A 23,545-nucleotide genomic window follows, 5' to 3' on the forward strand; every position below is an offset into this window, starting at 1 on the left:
CTGTTACCTCTTTTTTCTGATTTTATAGGAGCCGACACATCATGGATTGGTCCATGGACTGGATTGCCGACCCCAATGCCTGGATAGGGCTGATCACATTGGTGGTGCTCGAGATTGTTCTCGGCATCGACAATCTTGTCTTTATCGCGATTCTGGCTGACAAGCTGCCACCTCATCAGCGTAACCGCGCGCGTATAATCGGCCTTTCGCTTGCTTTGCTTATGCGTCTGATACTGCTTGCGTCAATATCGTGGATCGTGACGCTGCGTGAACCATTGATATCTGTAATGCAGCTTTCGTTCTCCGGTCGCGATATCATTATGCTGATTGGCGGGCTTTTCCTGCTCGCCAAAGGTACGATGGAATTGCATGAGCGCCTTGAAGGGGCTCATGGGCCGAAGAATTCACGGGTTGTTCACGCCGTTTTCTGGCAGGTTATTGTCCAAATTGTCGTGCTTGATGCGGTCTTCTCACTGGATAGCGTCATTACGGCTGTCGGTATGGTGCAGCACCTTCCTGTCATGATGATTGCAGTTATAATTGCCGTTGGTGTGATGATGCTCGCGTCTCGTCCGCTGATGGATTTTGTGAACAAGCATCCGACGGTTGTTATTCTCTGCCTTGGTTTCCTGATGATGATCGGTTTCAGTCTGGTGGTTGAAGGCTTTGGTTTCCACATTCCAAAGGGCTATCTCTATGCTGCGATCGGCTTCTCGGTGTTGATCGAAGCCGCCAATCAGATGGCGCGTAAGAATCGTGAGAAGCTGGTGACAACCAATGATTTGCGCGAAAGAACCGCTGGAGCTGTATTGAGGCTGCTCGGTGGTCAGCGCGATGACAGCCCACTTTCGGATACGGTTGATGTGATTGCACAGCAGACGGCATCCAGCGACATCTTCCTGCCGGAAGAAAAGGAGATGATCCGCGGCGTTCTCGATCTTGCAGATCGTCCTGTTCGTTCGATCATGTCGCCGCGTAATGAGATTGAGTGGCTTGATCTGGATGAAGATGAAACAGAGTTGCATCAGGCGATTCGAGAGCTTTCCCATTCTCGCGTCGTTGTAGCGCGCCGTCAGGTCGATGAGTTTGTCGGTGTTGCTCTTGTCAAGGACTTGTTGCTGGATATGAGTGATAAGAATCCGATCGACTGGGATAAGGTGATCAAGCAGCCGCTTGTGGTGCATGAAAATGCGAATGTGCTCAGGGTTATGGAACAGTTGCGTGTTTCGCCGGTTCAGCTCGCTGTTGTTGTTGATGAACATGGTTCATTTGAAGGTGTGGTTACGCCGACAGACGTACTTGAGGCCATTGCTGGCGAGTTTCCTGATGAGGACGAGGAAGCGTCCGTTGCAGAATCAGACGGTCAGGGTGGTTATCTGGTTGATGGCTTTACTGACATTCGTCGTCTTAGCAGTATTCTACAGCGCGACCTCGTTGATGATAGTGATCGTTACACGACCCTTGCAGGTTATGTTATCTGGCACCTGGGTCATCTGCCGTTAGGTGGAGAGAGTTTCACTGCGGATGGCTTTGAATTTACCATTCATGCGATGAACGGTCGTCATGTCGAAAAGGTGCGCATCAGGCCGGTTGATAATTACGAGGTCTAAAGCGAAATAATTTTGGGAGGAGCTACAGGGTTGCTCGCAAAATATTTCACTCCGTTAACTCCGATAGAATAAGTAGGATATTGACTTTATATAAGAAGCCTTCAGAATTAACACATCGTTCATTGTTGCGGCGAAACCGTGGCTTTGAAAAGATGATGCGAATGGGAGGCTCTTATGGACCGCAAATTTCAATTGCTGATTAAAAGCCTGAAAAGTTGCGTATCGTCAGTCTTTGCTTCTCTGGAACAGCCTTGGCGCGGTATGAAGCTCAATGCTGAAGAGATTGAACAGCGGCGTCGCAACCGGCTTGACAAAGGTGAGCAGAATTTTCTTTGGTGCTGGCAGCATCGTGGTTTTTGGTAATCCTTAATAGGTGAAAAAGTTTCGAAAGCCGGAAGCGCAAGTTTCCGGCTCTCTTCATTTTGTTGCGCGATTTTACCGGCAATTGAAAAATTATTCTCCATGTGATTTTTCTGATAGGTGCACTTTCCAAGGATGGGTGAAAAAGTAGTTTATATATTTAAATCAATGATTTAGATTGATTCTTGCTTATCTGTCTGTAGATTTGTTTCCCAATGAAAGTCGATTTAAGGGCGTTTTGCGCAAGCAAAGCGAGAAGGGTGCGATCTATGAAGAAAATTATTCTATACGCGGCTGTTGCTCTTGGCTTGGGTGCAGCTCCTGTCCACGCACAGGAGCCGAAGGAAATTCTCAATGTTTCCTATGATATCGCGCGCGAACTTTACGAGCAGGTCAACAAGGCATTCGTTGCCGACTGGAAAGCAAAGACTGGTGAAGACCTTACCATCAATCAGTCCCATGCCGGTTCATCCAAGCAGGCCCGTTCTATTCTTGAAGGTCTTGAAGCCGATGTTGTGACTTTTAACCAGGTGACGGACGTTCAGGTTTTGCATGATAAGGGCGATCTGATCCCTGCAGACTGGCAGAAGCGTTTGCCGAACAATTCTTCGCCCTATTACTCGTTCCCGGCTTTTCTTGTGCGTGAGGGTAATCCAAAGGGGATCAAGAACTGGGATGATCTCGCTCGTGACGACGTGAAAGTTGTTTTCCCGAATCCCAAGACTTCGGGCAATGCGCGCTATACCTATCTCGCAGCGACCGCTTATGCCAACGAAGCTTTCAAGGGTGATCAGGAAAAGGTTCACGAGTTCATCGGCAAGATATTCAAGAATGTGCCGGTATTTGACACCGGCGGCCGTGGCGCCACGACTACCTTTGCTGAACGTGGTATCGGGGACGTTCTCGTGACCTTTGAAGCTGAAACGCGTGGTACTGAAAAGGTTCTTGGTGCAGACAAGTATGATGTTGTCGTACCGGAAGTCAGCCTTCTGGCCGAGTTCCCCGTCACAGTTGTTGATAAAGTTGTCGACAAGCGCGGTTCGCGCAAGATCGCCGAAGCTTATCTCGATTATCTCTATACGCCTGAAGGCCAGGAAATTCTCGCTCAGAACTTTAATCGCGTCCACGACAAGGATGTGATTGCAAAGCACAAAGATATTTATCCTGATGTCCGCCTCATCACTATTGAGGATGCTTTTGGTGGCTGGGATAAGGTTCAGAAAGAGCATTTCGCTGAAGGCGGCGTACTTGATAAGCTCTTTACTGCCAAGTAAACAAAACTGCTCGGCGAGAGCATGCAGCTCTCGCCTTTCTTTTGGAAGAATTCTGTGTCGCTTCTGAGCATGAAACGCAATTCGGTGCTGCCGGGGTTCGGACTGACCCTTGGCTGCACTTTGTTGTATCTGGTGGTCATTGTCGCTTTGCCGCTTTTTGCAATGATCCTGAAGACTGCCAGTCTTGGCTGGAGCGATTTCTCGAACATTGTAACTTCGGATCGGGCGCTTGCGACGTTTCGTATTACAATCAGTGCCGCAGCTGTAGCCACCGTTTTCAATGGCCTGTTTGGTTTATTGCTTGCGTGGGTGTTGTCACGGTATCAATTTCCGGGCAAGCGACTGATTGATGCCGCAGTCGATCTACCCTTTGCCTTGCCGACTGCAATTGCCGGCCTCGCACTCGTCACGCTGTTTGCGCCAAATGGCTGGTTTGGCCGCTTTCTTGAGCCTATCGGCATCAAGGTTGCCTATGCGCCGCTTGGCATCATGATTGCGATGTTCTTCACCAGTATTCCCTTTGTCATCCGTACAGTTCAACCTGTGCTGGAAGATATGAGCGCTGATGTTGAAGAGGCTGCACGCAGTCTGGGTGCTACGCCATGGCAGATTTTCTCGCACATCATCTGGCCGACAATCTTTCCGGCATTTTTGGCTGGCGCTTCGTTGTCCTTTGCCCGCAGCCTTGGTGAGTTCGGCTCGATCGTTTTCATTTCGGGCAATCTGCCTTTTGAAACGGAAGTGACATCGCTTCTCGTTTTCATCAGGCTGGATGAATATGATTATCCGGCTGCCGCAGCACTCGCGTTCATGATGCTCTTGATGGCGTTTTTTATGCTTCTTGTGACCAATATTATTCAAGCAAGGCGGCTTCGTTATGCAGAGCGCTAGTGCAAGCGTGCAGGCGCGCAATCAATCCACACCGATGCGCAGCTTGTTGATCGGGCTTGCGGCCATTTTTTCGGCAATCTGCATCGGCGCACCTTTGGCAGTGATTTTTTCCTATGCCTTCAGCAAGGGCGTCGGGGTGTTTTTGGGCGAAATACTCAAGCCAGATACGCTTCATGCGGTGTGGCTGACGGTTCTGACCGCGATTGTTGTTGTGCCGATCAATATGGCATTCGGCATTTGTGTCGCCTGGCTGGTCACAAAGTTCCGCTTTCCGGGGCGCCGACTGTTGATCACATTCGTAGAAATCCCGTTCTCGGTGTCACCGATTGTTGCCGGTGTCACCTATCTGTTCTTGTATGGATCTCAGGGATTGCTCGGCCCACTGCTGGAGAGTTACGACATCAAGATCATGTTCACCGTTCCCGCGATTTTTCTGGTGAGCCTGTTCGTGACATCACCTTTTGTGGCGCGGGAACTGATTCCGCTCATGGAAGTGCAGGGAAGTGATGAGGAAGAAGCGGCTCTTACGCTTGGGGCGAATGCCTGGCAGACTTTTTTCTATGTTACGCTGCCCAATATCAAATGGGCGCTCCTTTATGGTGCGGTGCTTTGTAATGCCCGCGTGATGGGCGAATTCGGCGCAGTATCCGTTGTATCTGGCGCCATTCGTGGCAAAACGAATACATTGCCCCTACAGGTTGAGCTCTTGTTCAACGATTACAATGTAGCTGGCGCTTTCGCTGCAGCTTCTACACTGGCCGGCATAGCCTTGCTGACGCTTGTCCTGAAAATCTCGCTCGAGCGCAAACAGCATAGTTGAAAATAAAACCGCCCGACTTTTTAAAAGCGGGCGGTCCACGGTCACGCCGCTTGGGAGAGCGTGTGTGATATCGGTTCGCGTTGCAGCGAAGAGGCGAGGATTGCGCCCTCAGGCCAGTGTGTGAAGCCGCTAGCCACGTTGATGTGCCCTGCATGACCAATGTCGACAAAGCCAGAACCCCAAACATTCGCAATGGCTTCGGCCTTGGCAAAGCGCATGTATTCGTCATTGCGGCTCGCAACCACGATGGACGGAAATGCCAATTCATGCCGAGGCAAGGGCGCAAAGCTCGCAAAGCGGCTATCGCGACGCGACATGGTTTCAACATCTGCGGGAGCGACCAGGAGGGCACCGGCAACATGAGCTGCAGCCGGACGACTTGCGAGATGCGAAACAAGAATACAACCGAGACTATGGGCAACCAGAACTGCACCGGGATTTTCGGCGAGTTTAGCTTCGAGCGCGTGCATCCAGTCGGATAGCACCGGATAGTGCCAGTCGTCCTGTTCGACAAGCACTGCTGACGGATCGTCATGCAACCATTGGCGCTGCCAGTGGCCTGCTTCCGATCCCTTATAACCGGGGATGATCAATGTCGCAGGCATGCGTTAGTTCCTCTTGGAATGTGCCTTGGGAGGCGTTTCTGCTCTGCATCGGGAGGATATGCGAAGCAATTTCCAAGATAGGGGCTATTTCATACCAGTTTAAGAAATATAAATTCAATTTGAGGCGAGAGTGTAAAAATTAATCCCGCCTCCAAATGATTACTTCTTCTGCTTGTCGTTCCAGCGCAGTACGAATTGTGATTTTTCGAAGACGAGAACCACGATCAACGACATGGCGAATGGAATGAGAAGATAGAGCAGGCGGAAGACGATCAGAGCCGCCAGAACATCTGCTGGGTTCATATCCGGCAAGCCGGTGAGAAACACCAGTTCAAGCACGCCAAGCCCTCCCGGGGCGTGGGAAATAAGCGCTGCTGAGAACGATACCAGGAAAATGCCAAGAATGATCAGGAAGCCGGGATTGCCTGTTTCAGGCAGTGCAAAATAGATGATACCTGCAGCACCGATAAGTTCCAGAGGAGCGACGATAAGCTGCTGCGTCACCACAGGCAGACGCGGATATTCAAGACGGAACTTGCCGATTTGCAATGGGCGAAGCTGGAGCCAGCTGCCGAAGATATAAAGCAGTACAAAAGCCAACATTGCCAGAGCGATAATGATCGCAATGGTCGGGGTCAGTTCCTCATTGAAGCGCAAGAGGATATGCGGCTCCAGAAGCAGAACAACACTTGATGTGATGATGACGCCGAGGATGAAGGTGAAGGAACAGAAGGCAATCAGCACCGCAATTTCGCTGCCGGGCATTCCCTGTGAGGAATAAGCGCGATATCGAACGACAGCGCCAGATACGACCGATGCCCCGATATTATGTGATAAGGCATAGGTTGTGAACGAACAGAGGGCGATGAAGATCCAGGATATTTTGCGATGCAGATGAAGAAGTGCGATGCGGTCATAGCCAGCCAGCGAACTATAGGCGAGGAGAGCAGAAGCCGCTGCCAACAACCAATGATGTGCACGAATGGCGTAGAGGCTGTCCAGAACGTCATCGAGAGAGATACTGCGTAGCTCTCTATAAAGAAGCCATGCGGAAACAATCACTGCTAAAATGCCTATTATGGGCCAGATATAATCCTTGAGCTTCATTAACTGGCCACCGCACATTCAATTCGCATTAAATTCCCCTTTTACATCAGCCCCGGATTGAGCGTGTTTTGTGGAAACGCCCGTAATCCGCTCATCCTTTTTAATTGCCTTCTCCATTGCTGCGGCGATTTCAGCTTCGCCGAGAATGACAGCGTCTGCGCCAAGATCGCGCAGATATTGTGCTTCGGCTTGCGAACAGGCGCGCACAACAATATGCACTTTATCATTCGCTTGCCTCGCAAGACTTGTGATGCGTCCTGCCTCGAAGGCATTGGGAATAGCAATCACAACATTTTGGGCGAAAGATGGATTCGCCGTCTCCCATATTTCAGCATCCGAGGCATTACCCGCAATAGCTTCGATGCCGATTTCTTTCAATCTGAAATAAATCTTGGGCGAATCTTCGACAACAAGGAAAGGTATATGACTTTCCTGAAGGCTTGCTGCCACGCGCTTGCCGATCTGACCATATCCGACAATCACGGTGTGGTCTCTGAGCTTACTTTGAATAAGTGGTGCCGGTTCGGAAATATTGATTTCGGTTTCCAGAGTTTCATCCTCGGACCGTCGCAGGCCGAGACGCTTTTCAATCGAAGGGCGCAGACGTTCTGCAACAATAAACATAACCGGATTGAGGAATATCGAAAGGATGGCGCCCGCCAGTATTAGATCACGCCCTTCCGCTGGCAGCAGATTAAGTCCGACGCCAAGGCCTGCCAGAATGAATGAGAACTCACCGATTTGTGCGAGACTTGCGGAAATGGTTAGTGCCGTTCCGATCGGGCGTTTGAATGCACGGACGATGAAGAATGCTGCAACCGACTTGCCCACGAGAATGATAGCAAGCGTAGCAATCAGGGGCAGGGGATCACGGATGAGACTCATCGGATCAAACAACATGCCCACAGATATAAAGAAGAGTACTGCAAAGGCATCGCGGAGTGGCAGAGATTCTTCAGCCGCTCGATGGCTGAGTTCAGACTCGCTCATAACCATGCCAGCAAAGAACGCGCCGAGCGCAAAGGATACACCGAACAGATGGGCCGCACCGAAGGCAACACCAAGGGCGATTGCCAGAACGCCTAATCGGAATAACTCGCGCGAGCCCGTCTGAACAATGACGTTTAATAGCCAGGGTATGACTTTGCGCCCAACGACCAGCATAAGGGCGACAAAAACCGCGACCTTGGCAATTGTTAATAAAATGATGCCGCCAATGCCTAGGCCTAACCATTGGGCGATTGGATCGCTTGTAGCGGCATGGCCAGCTTCGCCACTAACACTCGCAAGTGCAGGCAAAAGCACCAGCGCCATAACCATCGCAAGATCTTCGACGATCAGCCAGCCAATGGCGATGCGGCCGCGCTCTGTATCGATGAGGCGCATGTCCTGCATGGCGCGCAACAGAACAACGGTACTGGCTGTTGATAGCGCAAGACCAAAAACCAGACCAGCTTTGATATCCCAACCGAGCGCTAAGCCGAGAGCGGTGCCGAGTGCCGCAGCCGTCGCAATCTGTGCCAGCGCTCCCGGAACAGCTATGGCTTTAACCGATAAAAGATCTTTGAGAGAGAAGTGCAGACCGACACCGAACATTAGCAGGATAACGCCAATTTCGGCCAATTGTAGAATGAGCTCCTGATCGGCAACGAAACCCGGTGTATGCGGGCCAGCGATGACGCCTGCGAGCAGATAGCCAACGAGGGGAGAAATTTTCAATCGGGTGGCTATGGTCCCGAAGATGAATGCAAGACACAGGCCAATGACGATTGTCGCTATCAGAGGCGTGTCATGGGGCATTGCGGGACCTTCCCGATTTCAGTCTTATAAACTTTTTTTGGAAGCCGGGCACGGCAAAACCATGCCCGGCAATGAGCTTACTTCTGCGGTGTAGCACTATTCTCAATAATTGCCTGATGTGCTTCCTGACGATGCTGCCACCAGTTGCCAAGCAGGAGCAGGATCGGTGCTGCAATGAAGATCGACGAAGTTGTCGCGATAAAGATACCGAACAGCATTGGTACGGCAAAATTATGCACAGCACTTCCACCCCAGATTGCCATAGGCAGCAAGCAAAGGAACGTTGTCACAGAGGTATAGATACAGCGGATGAGGACCTGATTGATACTCATATCCACGATCTCGCGCAGCGGTTTCGATTTATAAAGGCGCATATTTTCACGCATACGGTCATAAACCACGACCTTATCGTTCACCGAGTAACCGATGGCCGTCAGCAGTGCTGCAATGGCAGTCAGGTTGAAGTCGAGCTGGAGCAGCGCGAAGAAACCCACCATTTTTGTGGTGTCGAGGATCAGTGTGATAATAGCGCCGACCGCGAAGAACCACTCAAATCGCCACCAAAGATAGACGAGCATACCGAGTGCCGAAAGAACAACCGCGATGAAGCCTGAACGGGCGAGTTCACCAGAAACTTTCGGTCCGACGACTTCTGTACGATCAATCTTGGCATCCGCGTCAATTGCGATAATTGCTTCCCGCATCTTGTTGACAGCGACGGTCTGTGCCTCTTCGCCACCATCCTGACGCTGGATACGGATGAGAACATCGTTCGGGCTACCAGCAGATTGAAGTGCAACTTCACCAAGGCCAAGCCCACCAAGCTTTTCACGCAACTGTGCGAGATCGGCCGGCTGTGATGTCGTGATTTCTGCCTGAATACCGCCTTTGAAGTCGATTCCGTAATTAAGTCCCGGCTTGAAGAAGAGGCCAATCGAAGCAAGTGACAAAACGATGGAAGTCGCAATCCCGATGAAACGAGCATTCATGAAGCGGAAGTTTGGATTTTCCGGAGCTATCTTCATAAACGGCTTGATTTCAAGCACCTTGAGCTTGCGCTTGCGGACATACCAGGCCATCGCCATGCGGACGAGTGTCACATCGGTGAACATCGAGATGACGATACCGAGCATCATGGCGACAGCAAAGCCGCGTACCGGACCTGTGCCGAACATGAACAGAAGCAAAGTCGAAATCAACGATGTGACGTTCGAGTCAACGATGGTTGCAAAGGCCGCATGGAAGCCTTTATCAAGCGCGGCCATAGCGCCGAGACCTTTGCGGGTTTCTTCCCGTATGCGTTCATTGATCAGGATATTCGCGTCAACTGCGATACCAATACCCAGAATAATACCCGCTATACCGGGTAGTGTCAGTGTGGCTCCGATGAGGCTGAGGGCGGAGAATGTGAGAACCGTGTGCAGCAGTAGTGCTACGTTGGCAATCAGGCCCCAGACGCCATAAAGCAACTGAATGAAGACCGCGACGAGGATAAAGCCCGCAATACCTGTGATCAGGCCCATCTTGATAGCATCGCCACCGAGATCTGGACCAACGGTACGTTCTTCAATAACTGTCAGCGGAGCCGGCAAAGCACCGGCGCGCAGAAGCGCAGAAAGAACAACACTATCCTGAACGGTAAAATTACCCGTGATCTGGCCGGAGCCGCCGGTGATTGGCTCATTAATACGCGGGGCTGTCAGGACTTTGCCATCAAGAACAATGGCGAATGGACGTCCCACGTTCTTAGTTGTGATATCAGCGAACTGACGTGCGCCAAGACTATCGAAGCGGAACGAAACAATCGGCTCATTGGTGCGCTGGTCAAACCCTGCACGCGCATCCGTCAGACGCTCACCAGAAAGTGCCACCTGATCTTCAATTGGATATTTGATGTTCGGGTCTTTGGAATCAGGCAGCACTGTCACGCCCGGAGGGGGGGCATCATTTGGATTTGCGTCCGCCACCATGTGGAAGCTCATCTTTGCGGTACTGCCCAGAAGCTGGCGGAGATGTGCCGGGTCCTGCAGACCTGGAAGCTGCACCACAATGCGATCAGAACCCACGCGCTGGATCGATGGTTCAGCAACACCAACCTGATCCACACGCTGGCGAATAATTTCAAGGCTCTGCTGAAGAGCTGCGTCAAGGCGGTATGTAAAGCCAGCCTGTGTCAACGTCAGGCGGATTTGGTTGTCACCGCTGGTAACATCAATATCGTTGATGGCCGTTCCGAAGCCGGTCGTATTAACCTGAGAAATGAGGGTTTTGAGAGCCGTATCGGCTTTCGCCCGCTGATCGGCATCCGGAATTGTTACGATAACAGAATCGCCCACTGCACGGATCGACTGTGGCTGAATACGTTCAGCGCGCAGTTTGCCTCGCGCATCATCGAGCAATGCCCGCATACGATCTTTCTTGAGGCTTGCCGCATCTACTTCGAGAACAAGGTATGAGCCGCCACTCAGATCAAGACCGAGCGTAACCTGTCGTTTCGGGAACCACGACGGCATTGCTTCAAGCTGTTGTTTTGTGAAGAAGTTGGGCAAGGCAATAATGATACCGATCAGAACAATCAGTCCATAAAGCACAGCGACCCATTTAGAAGTACGCATGAGTTCAATTTCCAGAGATTAGGCGCGTATAAACTGTATTGAAAACAAAGACTTATAGCGCAATTTTGGGTAGTTGATTCAGGGGTGTCGGGCCTGTCCATTAGAAGGACACTTTAGCCAATCTTCGGTGGCGCACGCGCGAAAGCATGATTGCTTTGCGAGAGCCTCAAAAAGCGTGAGCTTGCTGCGGCTTCGGCAGGCCGTGCATTGAAGAACACAATTTCATGGGAGAGAGTGGCTATCGCATCTCCGTTTCCGAGAGGATAAGCGGCCTTGATTTTAGCCGCTATCGCCTCGGTCAGGACTGCCCGCATGGGCTGCGTTGCGGGTGTGGACTGCTGACGCGCAGGGATCGTAGGTGCGTTGTCGATCTGTTGCGCCGCCATTTTTCCGGGAAGCGCGCGGGATGTTTCACCGCCGAGCGCAGAAAGGTCTATCGCGAACAAAAAGGCTGCAAATGATACAACACACGTCACGATCAGCATAAATCCATGCTGATGATAACGAACAGTGCGTCGATCCTTGTTGCTCATGCCTTTAATCAAACCGCGTGAACTTTCTTTGAGAGACTTTCCGCAGAAACAAGCCATTTTCGGAATGATTGTGCCGAGTGCTAAACCATTCTGTTTATTCGATTTTGTGCAGTGCCCGATTCAAAAACATCGTATTTTTCTCGGTGCTTAGCGATGACACCTACAGCATCGATTCAAAAAAGGGAATCGTTTTCTGAATCGGTGTCCGGTGATGCTTTGAAATCACTGAATAAAATCGAAAACCCATTTTGGTATGGCTGTCGCCATAGTATTGCTTCTGTCGTGATGCGCTTTATGTTCAAAAGCAGATCGAGAAACCGGCAGAGTTGAAATTGACATATTTATCGATTTTCCGCGCAGTTGCATTTGCAATGATCGCTTTGGCTACTTCGTTTGGAGTAACGGCTCATTCCTTTGCACAAGATATGAAAGCAGCAAATCCTAAGCCTGCGGTGGTCGCTGAACAATCTGTCGTCGAGGAAAAGGCAGACCCCAAAGCGCCGGACGCTGTTGAAGGCAGTACGCCTGTCTCGAGTGTGGTGCAGCAGCAAAAGCCGGTTATCAACGATCTCAAGCAACAAACCAAAGCCATCAATGACCAGTTACAGAAATCTGTAACGAGCGATGAATCTCTCGCCAATCTTAAGCTGCAGCTTGATGGTCTTTCCAAGAAGTTGCTGGATGCAGGTGTTGCGTTTCGTCCTCGACTGACCGAAATCAATACACGGCTGGAGCAGTTGGGTGCGGCTCCTTCTGCGGATCAGGCGGCGGAACCGGCAATCGTTGCCGAAGAGCGTGCGCGTTTGATTGCTGAAAAAGCTGAAATCAACGCGGTTATCGGTGAAACCGAAGATGCTTCGCTCGCGGTCAATCAGATGTCAGCGAAAATCGGCAACATGCGCCGCGATCTGTTCACTCAAACCTTGTCTCAGCGCGTAAACCTTGATCTCAGTCTCGGTTCTGAAGTCTCGAGTGCTGCTGGCAAGCAGATGATGTCACTTTGGAGCATTGTGAAATCATGGTGGCGTTTCGTTTTCACCTTCAAGCTGAATTCATTTCTCGCCGCAGCTTTCTTCGCAATCGTTGCAGCTTTGGTCATTCAACTCGGTGCCCGACGCGTTCTGGGATCGCTTTATGAACGTGATGTAACCAACCAAGCGCCGTCCTATCTAAGCCGCTTGTCCGTTGCCTTCTGGTCAACAGCAATCCCTTCGGGCGCGGTCGCTGTATTTCTCGCGACAACCTATTTTTGCCTAGACTATTTTAATGTGCTCAGGCCCGATATCGGCACGCTTCTGCAATCCCTATTTATCGTTTTAGGTATTGTGTTTTTCATCAGCCGATTGGCTTTTGCTTGCATTAGCCCCTACACACCGGCGTGGCGTTTGGTGCCCATTGCTCCGCGGCCTGGCAGGGCTTTGGTCTGGCTCATCACAGGTATGGCCCTGATCAACGGTCTCGACTCTTTTTTCAGCAAGGTTAATCAGGTTCTCTCTTCGCCTTTGTCTTTGACAATGGCCAAAAGCCTGCTCTCAACTGTCGCTATTGGTGTACTGATATTGATCATCGCACTTTTAAAGCCTATCGAGAGAAACAGTGGAGAGGCCGTTCGAGCGTGGCCTAAAGCGTTTCGGGTATTTCTTATCCTCCTCGGCCTTGTGCCGATTGTTGCGGCATGTCTTGGCTTTGTTGGCCTTGCACGGTTTATGGCACAACAGATCGTCGTGACTGGCGCGTTTCTCGTAACGATGTATTTAGGATTCCTGACTGGTCGTGCTATCTCTGAAGAACAGGCTTTTGCATCCAGCCCCATTGGTCGCGTGATGCATGATCGCTTCCATTTTGATGAAGCAAAACTAGACCAGCTGGGCCTCGTCGTCGGCATTGTTATAAATCTTGTCGTCGCTTTGGTTGGAATTCCCCTGGTGCTTATGCAATTCGGCTTCCAGTGGGTAGAACTCAAGAATACCTTCTATCATTTGATGACCGGCTTCCAGATAGGAAGCATTTCCATATCGCTGATGGGCATCCTGACGGGCGTGGCTCTGTTCGCCATTGTCTATCTGATGACGCATTGGTTTCAAAATTGGCTCGATAGCAAAGTTCTAGCGCGTGGTCGTGTCGATTCAGGTGTGCGCAATTCCATCCGTACGGTTGTCGGTTATGTAGGACTCGTGCTCGCAGCGCTGATCGCGGTATCGGCGGCAGGCTTCAATCTATCCAGTCTGGCGCTCATCGCGGGCGGTCTTTCGCTCGGTATCGGTTTTGGTCTTCAGAATATTGTCCAGAATTTTGTTTCCGGTCTTATCCTGCTTGCTGAGCGCCCGTTCAAGGTCGGAGATTGGGTTGAAGCGGGGACAGTTAGCGGGATTGTCAAAAAGATCAGTGTGCGCGCTACAGAAGTCGAAACTTTCCAGAAACAGTCAATCGTTGTTCCGAATTCGACGTTGATCAACGGCAATGTTGGCAACTGGACACTTCGTAACAAGCTTGGCCGTATCGATATCAATGTACAGGCTGCCTATACGGACGAGCCCCGTCGTGTTCATGCTCTGTTGTTAGAAATTATTCGTGGACATCCATCGATTTTGAAAAACCCAGAGCCATTTGTGGCACTCCAGAGTATGACGGAGTCGCTGCTGGTGTTCGATATCTATGCACATGTTGCAGATATTACATCGACGGGTGGTATCAAGAACGAGTTACGCTTCCAGATTGTCGAGCGGTTCCATGCCGAGGGAATTCAACTGGCTTCTTCTTCCACTGATCTGGTGCTGGGTATGTCTGAAATTGAAAAGCTCTCGGAACTGGTCAACAAAGACGCAGCGCGTGTGGCAAAGCCGCGTAAGGAAAAGGTCGTGGAGGCGGACAAACCGGAACGTGATGACAAGGTATGAACAAGGTGTTCAGTTGCGGTTCAGTTTTGAAGTCTTATAAGTAATAACGAGGGCAGGGAACTGCTTCAAACAATAGGGCCGGTATTCGGCTTGTAGCGGGAGCGGCGGAAACGCTGATATGATATGAATAAAGTTCAGGTCAACTTTGCTGGCAAAGTCGCATTTGGCGCAGTGCTTGCGCTCTCCTTCTCGGTGCCGAACCTCTATGCTGCGACCGTTTCCAATAGCGATGCATCTGAACGCACAATTGTCGTGACCGAAGGTGCCTCAAAACGCGAAATGCTGATTGCTGCCGGTGAGACAGTCGATTTTTGTGACAGTGGTTGCTTCGTAACGTTTCCAAATGGTGACCGTGAAGCGCTTAAAGGCGACGAAAAGATTGTCATTTCGGGTGGAAAGGCATCTTTTCAGTAGTCATCGTTTGAATGAAAAAAGCCGACTGAACATATCCAGTCGGCTTTTTGTTCGCGTTTGTTAGCTGCGGGGCTTTGAATTTTCAGGATCGTAGAGCGGTTTATAGCCAATCGATACGACTTCTACCGGATACGTCTCTCCAAAATATTCTACATTCAGTTTTCGGCCTTCCTGACAATAGGACCACGGCAGATAGGCGAGCGCGATGTTTTTGCCGATACTTGGTCCGTAAGCGATAGACGAGGTATAAGAACGCCGCCCCAATGTATCGACCAGTGTTTCTCCGGTCGCAGGGTCGAGCACAGGCAGAATGCCAACCGGATAGCGTGCGACGCCGTTTGAATCGACATTCTCACTCATGACCAGAGTGCAGAGCATGGCTGGCTGATGTTCGCGGGCTTTATATTCAAGGTGTTTTGCCTTGCCACGGAAGTCCGCTTCCTTGACTTTTGGCCGTGCCAGATCTGCTTCAAGCAGGTTATATTCGGTGCGCAAGTCTGCATTCTGAAGACGCAAGCTTTTCTCCATGCGGCGCGTATTGGCATAGGTTTCCACACCGACTGCGATTGCGCCCGTCGAACGCAATGCGTCCCAGATAGCAAGACCGTCTTCATAACGCATATGCAGTTCCCAGCCTTGTTCCCCGACATAGGAAATACGAAACGCAGTTACGTCTTTTCCTGCGATACGAATCGGTTTGATGGCGGCAAATGCGAAGTTTTCTGGATTAAGACCCTCCGGATCTTCCACTACCTTTTTGAGATTGTGGCGGGCATTCGGCCCCCATATGCCTATGGTGACGTATTTTTCGGTGACATCAGTGATGGTGACATCAAAACCCTTATCTTCGGCTACGCGGCGCATGTAATGGAAATCTCGTGGGCCGGCATCGGCACCGTTGATCATACGCATATGGTCAGCCATGCGAATTACGGTGAAGTCAGCGCGCACCATGCCTTCATCATCAAGGAAGTGCGTGTAGATGCCTTTGCCGATATTGGCATCGCCACCGACCTTGGCAGCACAAAGCCATTCCATTAGCTCGACATGATCAGGGCCTTCGATGTCGTACATGGCAAAATGCGATAGGTTGATGATGCCGCAATCTTCGCTCAGAGCGAGATGTTCGGCGTTGGAGACGCGCCAGAAATGGCGATTGTCCCATTCGTTCTGACGTACCGGAATACGGTCGCCATATTTTTCCAAAAGATGCTCGTTTGCGGCATAACCGTGCGCACGCTCCCAACCACCCAGTTCCATGAAGTAGCCGCCAAGCTCCTTTTCACGCTCATAGAAAGGTGAGCGGCGAATATTGCGGCCTTTGGAGAAGGGTTCACGTGGATGAACTGCCGGATTATAGACCTTCATCGCGGTTTCGGTGCAACGATCCCAGATGAATTGCTCGGTCATCTGATGCGGGTAGAAACGCGAATAGTCGATGGCGTTGTGATCTATCGCCGTGCGGCCATCGGTCATCCAGTCGGCAATAAGCTTGCCCATGCCAGGGCCATCTTTGACCCAGATTGCAACAGCATACCAGAGGCCGCGCACTTTCTGGCTTTCGCCCATTGAAGGACCACCGTCTGTGGTAACTTGCAGGAAGCCGTTGAAGGAATGGCTTTCATTGTAACCCAGTTCGCCTAGGATTGGGGTCAGTTCTATGGCACGTTCGAGCGGTTCGAGCACTTGTTCCATATCCAGATCGCGTTGCGATGGCGACAGACGTGCTTCATGCTTTTCAAGCAAATCGCGCGGATGACAGAGGCGAGGATTGGTTTCCTCATAATACCCCCATTCGATCTGGCCACCTTCGGCCGTCTTTGGGTCGCCTGTATCGCGCATATAGGCCGAATTGCCCTGATCGCGCATAAGGGGCCAGCCGATTTCTTTGCCGGTTCCCGCAAATTCGTTATAGGGGCCAAAGAAGGTCAATGGATGATCAATCGGCATGACTGGCAGGTCTTCACCAACCATTTCTGCAATCAGACGACCCCACAGGCCAGCGCAAACCACGACGTAATCCGCTTCGATCGTGCCGCGATGAGTGACAACACCTTTGATACGACCGTTTTCAATGACAAGCGATTGAGCAGGCGTATTAGCGAAGCTCTTGAGCTTGCCAGCGGCTTCTGCCTGATCGATCAGTTTGCCTGCAACTGTCTGAGAGCGTGGAATAACAAGACCTGCATCCGGGTCCCACAAGCCGCCCTGAACCAGGCTTTCTTCGATTAGCGGAAATTTCTCTTTGACTTCAGCTGGCTCCATCAAGCGGGCACGTGTGCCAAAAGCTTTGCCGGACGTAACCTTGCGTTTCAATTCTTCCATGCGGGAGTCGTCGCCGACGCGGGCAACCTCAATACCGCCCACGCGGGCATAATGGCCCATTTTCTCATAGAAATCGATGGAGTAGAGTGTTGTCCAGCATGAGAGGAAATCATGGCTGGTCGCATAGCAGAAATCAGATGCATGTGCTGTGGAGCCGATATCGGTGGGGATGCCGGATTTATCGATGCCGACAATATCATCCCAGCCACGCTCGATCAGGTGATGGACGACCGACGCGCCGACGATGCCACCAAGCCCGACAATGACTACTTTCGCCTTCTTAGGAAACTCTGCCATTTTATGCGATCCCATTTTTCATTTGTTGGAATCATAGTGATTGGCTGGAGGTGACAATTGTCATTCTACGACATAATCACGGCATGAGGCGACCGAACCTCGTTGGCTGTTTTCTGTTTTTAGAATCATGAAATCTGGCGTTCTACTGCGTTGAGAACTAGATTCACAAGGCGCGGCTATCTCAATGATTTAAAAAGAAAAGCCGCATCGTGATAGATGCGGCTTTGATGGTTTGGCTTACACTTATGCAGCCATAAGAATTTTACGCTCTGCACGTTCCTGCTGTGGTGAGCGGCCATAGAGTTCGCGGTAGCACTTGGAAAAATGCGACGCGGAAACGAAGCCGCAGGCAACGGCGACTTCAACGACAGGCATCGATGATTGCAATAGCAAATGCCGGGCCCGGTCGAGACGAATTTCAAGATAGTAACGCGCTGGTGAGCGACCCATTTCCTGACGGAACAGGCGTTCGACCTGACGACGCGAAAGCCCGATATTATGCGCTACGTCAATAAGGGCTTCCGGTTCCGAAAGATTGGCTTCCATCATTTCGATGATCGTGAGAATCTTTGAGTTCTGGATGCCGAGACGTGCACGGAGCGGCAGGCGCTGGCGATCATGCGGATTGCGCACGCGATCCGTGAGAGCTTGTTCGCAGATGCGGTTGACCAGATTATCATCGAAATCATCGCCGATGAGCTTCAGCATCATATCGAGTGAGGCCGTCCCTCCCGCACAAGTGTAGATGTTGCCATCGACTTCGAATAGATCTGCATAGACTTCCGCTTTTGGAAAAGCTTCAGAAAAGCCGGGTAAATTTTCCCAGTGAATGGCACAGCGCTTGCCTGACAGGAGGCCGGCAGCGGCCAAAATATGTGCGCCTGTGCAAAGACCGCCAACCGCGACTCCGCGGTTATATTCCTCGCGCAGCCAGGCAAAGACTGATTTGTTGCGGAATTCTTCGACATAAACTCCAGAGCAAACAAACACCATGGAAGGGCGCTGTTCACGCTGAAGGAAGCGACGCTCGTCGTCCAGCGAAGCATTGACGGCGCATTCGACACCGTTTGACGCCGTGACCGGCTTGCCATCGGTAGACGTCAAGCGCCAGCGATAGGCTTCATAACCCAGCATCCGATTAGCAATGCGCAGCGGTTCGATCGCTGTCGCAAACGCGATCATCGAGAAGTCCGGAACCAGAAAAAAAACAATAGACCGCTTAATCGATGAAGCTTGATTCATAGCCTGATCGTTCCCATTCTCGAAAGCCCAAACTGCGGTTCCCGACGCAGTTGAGGCTTTGTGCCTCCGTCATGACACAGGGACTTTAACAGACCCTGTCAGTCGGTCGCTTTCTGACCGTCTACCCTGTTCTTCCCGCCCGGATTTATAGGGGATAGGCTATGGCGCAAACAGGACAGACATATTGAGACATAGAACTTTCAGATTGCATAGTGCGGCTAAATGCCTGCCGTAAATTGGTGGCTATATGTCGCTTAATTGAGGGCAAAGAATATCCTTCCCTCAATTGCTCACTTCTTTATGCTGCTGCGTCGGGAGACAGGAAGGCGATCATTCATGTTTGGCCAGCCGATATCTTCCAGAATATGCTCAGGCAAAGACTCCAGCATCTTGCGGCTTTTCTTTAGGCGCCGCTGATAAGACCATTCAGTATGGAATGCGACAACCGATCTAATACGCGCTTGCAACCAGCTTTGGATAAGTGACGGGTGCACCCTACATTCGTTTTGCAGTGCTTCACATTGAATTCTCATTTTCGTTCTCCTGACAAAAGTGAGATCAGGTGATGGGGCATTCTGATCTCGTTGAGCGAACTTGTAATCATCTTGACGTTCAATCAAACGAAATATAGAAAGGTATAACATCAGAAAAATTGAACTGAAGGAAATCGCGGAGTTCAATATGACGGCGCCGGTTCAACATCCTCTACCAACACTTGATATGGATGTGTTGCGCACATTCGCTGCCATAGCCGATACAGGCAGTTTTTCAGCGGCTGCAAATGTGGTGTTTCGGACGCCTTCGGCTGTTTCGATGCAGATCAAAAAGCTCGAAGACCAATTGGGTGTCGCAGTCTTTGAGCGCGATGCGCGGTCGGTCACGCTGACGAGCGATGGCGAAGTGCTTCTTGGTTATGCGAGGCGACTGCTTGCTCTGAACCGTGAAGCGGTAGCGAAGTTTGTGGCTCCAGCCATCACTGGCGTGGTGCGGCTTGGCTCACCGGATGACATCGGCGAGTGTATTCTGCCATTAGTTTTGAAAAGATTTGCCGAGACGCATCCGGGCGTCACAGTCGATGTGGTTATCGATCAAAGCACCAACTTGCGCAAACGTCTGGATGAGCGGCGTTTAGACGTTACGCTGGTCAATCTCTCGCATACAGTGCCGAGCAAAGGTGATACCGAGGTTCTGCTGGATGAGGAACTGGTTTGGGCCGGCGCAAAGTGTGGAACTGCCTATCGTCGTGATCCGCTTCCACTTTCTATATGGGAAGAAGGCTGTGCATGGCGTGGCAATGCATTGGAAGCGCTGGAAAATTCTGGACGGCCATATCGCATCGCTTATATGAGTTCACATTCGACAGGTCAGCGTGCCGCAATACAGGCAGATCTTGCTATTGCGCCTTTCGGCAAGACGCTTCTTGGCGAAGGAATCGTTGCATTGGGACCCGAACATGGCTTGCCGGAATTGGGACGCTATCAGCTTGGTATGCTTATCCGGCCAGACGCGCGTCAGCATATTCAGGTTGTCGCGGATCATCTGCGCAGCGTTTTTGAATCATATCGTCGCACTGGACGTTTCGAGACATTCCGATCTGGTTGGGGATCTGCGGCAGCTGCTTGCGGCTGATCATAGGCTGTCAGCATTTTTGGTAAAATTGCTGTAATTGCTTCTCTTGCCCATGAAAAATGCTGCGCTAGATATCTAATATGACGGCTGTAAAGACAGCTTCACCGCCAGAATACCGGGCAGCACGCGTCAGGTAGTTTGGGAGGCATATTTGGTTGAATTTAGCATCTCAATGGAGAGACTGTTATGAAGCTATCCCGCATTGTCCCGGTTGCCATCGTTCTTTGCGCTTTTACTCTTGCCTCATGTGCCAACACCGTTCGTGGTGTGGGGCGCGATGTTAAAAGCACTGCACACGCCGTTCAGGAAACCGTGGAATAATATGTGAAGGTCCGGGCCAACAACCCGGACTTTTTTACTTTTCCAGAAAATAACTCACTGTGAGGTGCGTGTCTGGGCGGGTCCGGTAAATGATATTTACAGTGTTGATGCCTGTATCAGGCGGTGTGATATTCGCTTCACGCATAAGAGACGATATACTCTTATTTGGTGTAGCATCACCAAACCACATGACAAGAACAGGTTTGGACGCATGCGATGCACCATAAGGTGTTTCAGGGTGGATCACTTCGATTGATGGATCGAAGAGCCTGAAGTTTCCTGCAATTTGGGCGTTGTCCGTCAGGATCGTCGTGAAGTTTCCATCCTTGCGCATTTGTTCATAAAGACCGTGATAGTCGAGCTGCCCGTAGGGTGGGTTTCCCGAGCCATACGTCAGATAATAGGCAAGCACAGGCGGAACGATGAGTGCGACGATAACTCCTAAAGCAGCGAATTCCTGCAAAGCGCGACTGTTACGACGATATTGAGCAAACAGACACGCAATAACTGCAGGAGCCAGAAAAAGCACCGGCTGTAACCAGCGATCCTTGATGTTGCTGACACCTGCCACAAGCACACCAGCAAAGACAATTACCATTCCCACCACCAGAAGACGACGCATGAACACTTCACCAGATGTGAAAGGTTTGGCCGCGGGCGTACGCTTTGCTGAATGGAGAAGGGAAATTATGCCAGCAACTGCTACCACAACGATCGAGAACAGAAATGCTGCCCCTATAAAGCTTTCGATCCCGTGAAGGCGATCAGAGAAAAAATTGCCCGACGCACCGATTTGAAGTTTACCCGAACGTGCAACAACGCTCGATTTATGTGCCAGCATCCAGAGTGCGGTTGGGGTAAAACAGATTGCAAATGCCGCTATCGTCACAAGCGAAAATTTTGATAACAGGATTTTGCGATATTCAGCGACCGAAAGCCCGGTGATGATGAGCATCAAGACAAATAGAGATGCATTGAATTTTCCGAGCATCGCTGCAGCCATCGTGATGCCAAGAGCGGCAGCGGAAACCGCGTTGCGTGCGCGCATATGCCAAGCGAAGGCCAGAAAAGCCCATCCACAGCCCGCAGTTCCAGCGATGGAATGGGTGAGGGCGCGTTGCGATTCCCAGCCGATTTGCGGAACGAGAAACAAACCCAGCATTGAAGCAGAGGCCACCAGACGGGAGAAGCCCAACAGTCGCATTCCGCCAAAGACGCTCAGAAAAAGGCTTGCAAGCATACCAAACTTGACGATCTGAAGCGTCAGCATTGAAGTGCCGAGCACTGAAGCTGCAAAATTGGTTACCCATGTGTAGAGTGGCGGCTGCGACCCGCCGTAACCCCAGTCCAGATAACCGATATTGGCCAGCTGTTCCGCGTCATCAAGACCAGCTCCGTTGGACACCAGTGTCACCAGAGCTGCTTGAAAGATAAAATAGCAAAGTATGAAGACCACCGCGAGAGGCAGGCCAAACAAGGATTTATCAGGAGATGGTGCTGTTATAGTTTTTAAAGTGGTCAAAACTCGATGGCCTGCAATTATCGATGCGTTTTTATATAAAGATGATCAAATACGTGTCACAGGAATACGTCTGAATTTCAATGATGATGGTAAAAACTTATATTAAAATCACGCATAATTTATAAATTTGCAAGCACGACAAAAACCGCGCTGCCTTTACGGTGCGCGGCTTTGCCAAATACGCATGGCAATCCCACCGAACTACACAGGGGTGAGAGAGACAAAAGCCCCGGTACGCAGTACCAGATCCGGAGCATCGAGAAGGTTTGAACCGTCTCTGGCTCCTTTTTAACTCAACATCGTTACCGGACCGTTATCAGATACTTAAGCAAATCTAAACATGGCAGGTTTTTCGCTGTTTTGCAGAAGAACTTGTCAGATATCGGCTTTCGTTGAACGTAAAAAATTGATGATGCCGGAAAAATCGTCTCCGCCATGCCCTTCATCCTCAAAGCGGCTGTAAAGCTCACTAGCATGCGCCCCCAATGGCGTTGCCGCACCTGAGTTCTTCGCAGCCTCCTGCGAAAGCTTGAGGTCCTTGAGCATCAGGGCTGCGGCGAATCCGGGCTTATAGTCACGGTTGGCTGGCGATGTCGGTACTGGCCCGGGCACAGGACAATATGTTGTCAGCGACCAGCATTGTCCTGATGAGGTGGAAGCCACATCAAATAAGGCCTGATGCGAGAGGCCCAGCTTTTCTGCCAGTACGAATGCTTCACTGACCCCGATCATCGAAATGCCGAGAATCATGTTGTTGCATATTTTTGCAGCCTGACCTGCACCATCACTCCCGGAGTGAACAATTTTACCGGCCATAGGTCGAAGAAGCGGTTCAGCCCTGGCAAAGGCCGTATCGCTGCCGCCCGCCATAAAGGTGAGGGTGCCTGCTGTGGCGCCGCCTGTACCGCCCGAAACCGGCGCATCAACAGAGAGATGGCCATGCTGCGCTGCTATCTCGTGCGCTTTGCGTGCCGAATCAACGTCAATGGTCGAACTGTCGATGAAAAGTGAATCTTTACGAGCCTTAGGCGCGATGTCTTCATAAACCGAAAGAACATGTTTGCCCGCAGGCAGCATGGTAATGATTGCATCCACATCGCTGACCGCTTCTGCGGCACTTGCCGCTATCTGAAGGCCATTGGCTCTAGCCTCTTCAAGATGAGCGGGCAGCAGATCAAAGCCGATGACCTTGTGACCGGCCTTCACCAGATTGGCGGCCATCGGGCCACCCATGTTGCCTAAGCCGATAAAGGCGATATTGGCCATTATTTCCTCCCGTTCAA

General features: G+C 51.0%; 18 protein-coding genes. 9 read left to right on the plus strand and 9 right to left on the minus strand.

The window, feature by feature from the left end; translation table 11 throughout:
- Window positions 1–41 precede the first annotated feature (41 nt).
- The 5 genes from H5024_RS06035 to cysW all read left to right on the plus strand — a co-directional run bounded on the left by H5024_RS06035 (window position 42) and on the right by cysW (window position 4,955).
- A complete protein-coding gene (locus tag H5024_RS06035; RefSeq protein ID WP_187544481.1) occupies window positions 42–1,610 on the plus strand; it encodes a TerC family protein in 1,569 nt (522 codons plus the stop codon).
- A gap of 174 nt (window positions 1,611–1,784) precedes the next feature.
- Window positions 1,785–1,973, plus strand: a complete 189-nt coding sequence (locus H5024_RS06040) for a hypothetical protein (protein WP_187544482.1) — start codon at window positions 1,785–1,787, stop codon at window positions 1,971–1,973.
- A 266-nt stretch (window positions 1,974–2,239) separates the two neighbouring features.
- Entirely contained in the window at window positions 2,240–3,244 is a 1,005-nt protein-coding gene (locus tag H5024_RS06045; RefSeq protein ID WP_187544483.1) for a sulfate ABC transporter substrate-binding protein, read from the plus strand.
- Between the two features lie 69 nt (window positions 3,245–3,313).
- Window positions 3,314–4,135 (plus strand): sulfate ABC transporter permease subunit CysT, encoded by an 822-nt coding sequence (gene cysT / locus H5024_RS06050; RefSeq protein WP_187546658.1) that lies wholly within the window; start codon window positions 3,314–3,316, stop codon window positions 4,133–4,135.
- Window positions 4,122–4,955 (plus strand): sulfate ABC transporter permease subunit CysW, encoded by an 834-nt coding sequence (gene cysW / locus H5024_RS06055; protein ID WP_187544484.1) that lies wholly within the window; start codon window positions 4,122–4,124, stop codon window positions 4,953–4,955. Before cysT ends, cysW begins: the two co-directional genes overlap by 14 nt.
- A gap of 41 nt (window positions 4,956–4,996) precedes the next feature.
- Here the strand turns inward: cysW and H5024_RS06060 are convergent, their stop codons facing one another.
- The 5 genes from H5024_RS06060 to H5024_RS06080 all read right to left on the minus strand — a co-directional run bounded on the left by H5024_RS06060 (window position 4,997) and on the right by H5024_RS06080 (window position 11,615).
- Window positions 4,997–5,560 (minus strand): alpha/beta hydrolase, encoded by a 564-nt coding sequence (locus H5024_RS06060; protein ID WP_187544485.1) that lies wholly within the window; start codon window positions 5,558–5,560, stop codon window positions 4,997–4,999.
- Window positions 5,561–5,719: 159 nt separating this feature from the next.
- The gene (locus H5024_RS06065; protein ID WP_187544486.1) at window positions 5,720–6,667 is read right to left on the minus strand and encodes a lysylphosphatidylglycerol synthase domain-containing protein; all 948 of its coding nucleotides are present in this window, start codon (window positions 6,665–6,667) and stop codon (window positions 5,720–5,722) included.
- An 18-nt stretch (window positions 6,668–6,685) separates the two neighbouring features.
- Window positions 6,686–8,467 (minus strand): YbaL family putative K(+) efflux transporter, encoded by a 1,782-nt coding sequence (ybaL, locus tag H5024_RS06070; protein ID WP_247875216.1) that lies wholly within the window; start codon window positions 8,465–8,467, stop codon window positions 6,686–6,688.
- A gap of 77 nt (window positions 8,468–8,544) precedes the next feature.
- Complete coding sequence (gene secD / locus H5024_RS06075) at window positions 8,545–11,082, minus strand: protein translocase subunit SecD (protein WP_187544487.1); 2,538 nt, start codon at window positions 11,080–11,082, stop codon at window positions 8,545–8,547.
- A gap of 113 nt (window positions 11,083–11,195) precedes the next feature.
- On the minus strand, window positions 11,196–11,615 hold the full coding sequence (locus H5024_RS06080; protein ID WP_210309600.1) for a hypothetical protein: 420 nt from the start codon (window positions 11,613–11,615) through the stop codon (window positions 11,196–11,198).
- 332 nt (window positions 11,616–11,947) lie between these two features.
- Here H5024_RS06080 and H5024_RS06085 point away from each other — a divergent pair, with 332 nt between their 5' ends.
- Together H5024_RS06085 and H5024_RS06090 are read left to right on the plus strand one after the other, a co-directional pair.
- Window positions 11,948–14,512 (plus strand): mechanosensitive ion channel family protein, encoded by a 2,565-nt coding sequence (locus tag H5024_RS06085; RefSeq protein ID WP_187544488.1) that lies wholly within the window; start codon window positions 11,948–11,950, stop codon window positions 14,510–14,512.
- 123 nt (window positions 14,513–14,635) lie between these two features.
- Complete coding sequence (locus H5024_RS06090; protein WP_187544489.1) at window positions 14,636–14,926, plus strand: hypothetical protein; 291 nt, start codon at window positions 14,636–14,638, stop codon at window positions 14,924–14,926.
- 60 nt (window positions 14,927–14,986) lie between these two features.
- Here the strand turns inward: H5024_RS06090 and H5024_RS06095 are convergent, their stop codons facing one another.
- Both H5024_RS06095 and H5024_RS06100 read right to left on the minus strand, forming a co-directional pair.
- Window positions 14,987–17,548 carry an FAD-dependent oxidoreductase gene (locus tag H5024_RS06095; RefSeq protein WP_187544490.1) on the minus strand — a complete coding sequence of 854 codons (2,562 nt, stop codon included), beginning with the start codon at window positions 17,546–17,548 and terminating at the stop codon, window positions 14,987–14,989.
- Window positions 17,549–17,791: 243 nt separating this feature from the next.
- Window positions 17,792–18,790: a GlxA family transcriptional regulator gene (locus tag H5024_RS06100; RefSeq protein WP_187544491.1), complete on the minus strand. Its 999-nt coding sequence runs from the start codon at window positions 18,788–18,790 to the stop codon at window positions 17,792–17,794.
- Window positions 18,791–19,471: 681 nt separating this feature from the next.
- Here H5024_RS06100 and H5024_RS06105 point away from each other — a divergent pair.
- Window positions 19,472–20,419 carry a LysR family transcriptional regulator gene (locus H5024_RS06105; RefSeq protein ID WP_187544492.1) on the plus strand — a complete coding sequence of 316 codons (948 nt, stop codon included), beginning with the start codon at window positions 19,472–19,474 and terminating at the stop codon, window positions 20,417–20,419.
- 186 nt (window positions 20,420–20,605) lie between these two features.
- Window positions 20,606–20,740, plus strand: coding sequence for an entericidin A/B family lipoprotein (locus tag H5024_RS06110; RefSeq protein WP_094539832.1), 135 nt, complete (start codon window positions 20,606–20,608; stop codon window positions 20,738–20,740).
- Window positions 20,741–20,774: 34 nt separating this feature from the next.
- Here the strand turns inward: H5024_RS06110 and H5024_RS06115 are convergent, their stop codons facing one another.
- Together H5024_RS06115 and mmsB are read right to left on the minus strand one after the other, a co-directional pair.
- On the minus strand, window positions 20,775–22,145 hold the full coding sequence (locus tag H5024_RS06115; protein ID WP_348770677.1) for a glycosyltransferase family 39 protein: 1,371 nt from the start codon (window positions 22,143–22,145) through the stop codon (window positions 20,775–20,777).
- 492 nt (window positions 22,146–22,637) lie between these two features.
- Window positions 22,638–23,528, minus strand: coding sequence for a 3-hydroxyisobutyrate dehydrogenase (gene mmsB / locus H5024_RS06120; protein WP_187544494.1), 891 nt, complete (start codon window positions 23,526–23,528; stop codon window positions 22,638–22,640).
- Window positions 23,529–23,545: the final 17 nt, after the last annotated feature.

Origin of the sequence: Ochrobactrum sp. Marseille-Q0166 (assembly GCF_014397025.1) — a bacterium.
Lineage (GTDB): Bacteria > Pseudomonadota > Alphaproteobacteria > Rhizobiales > Rhizobiaceae > Brucella.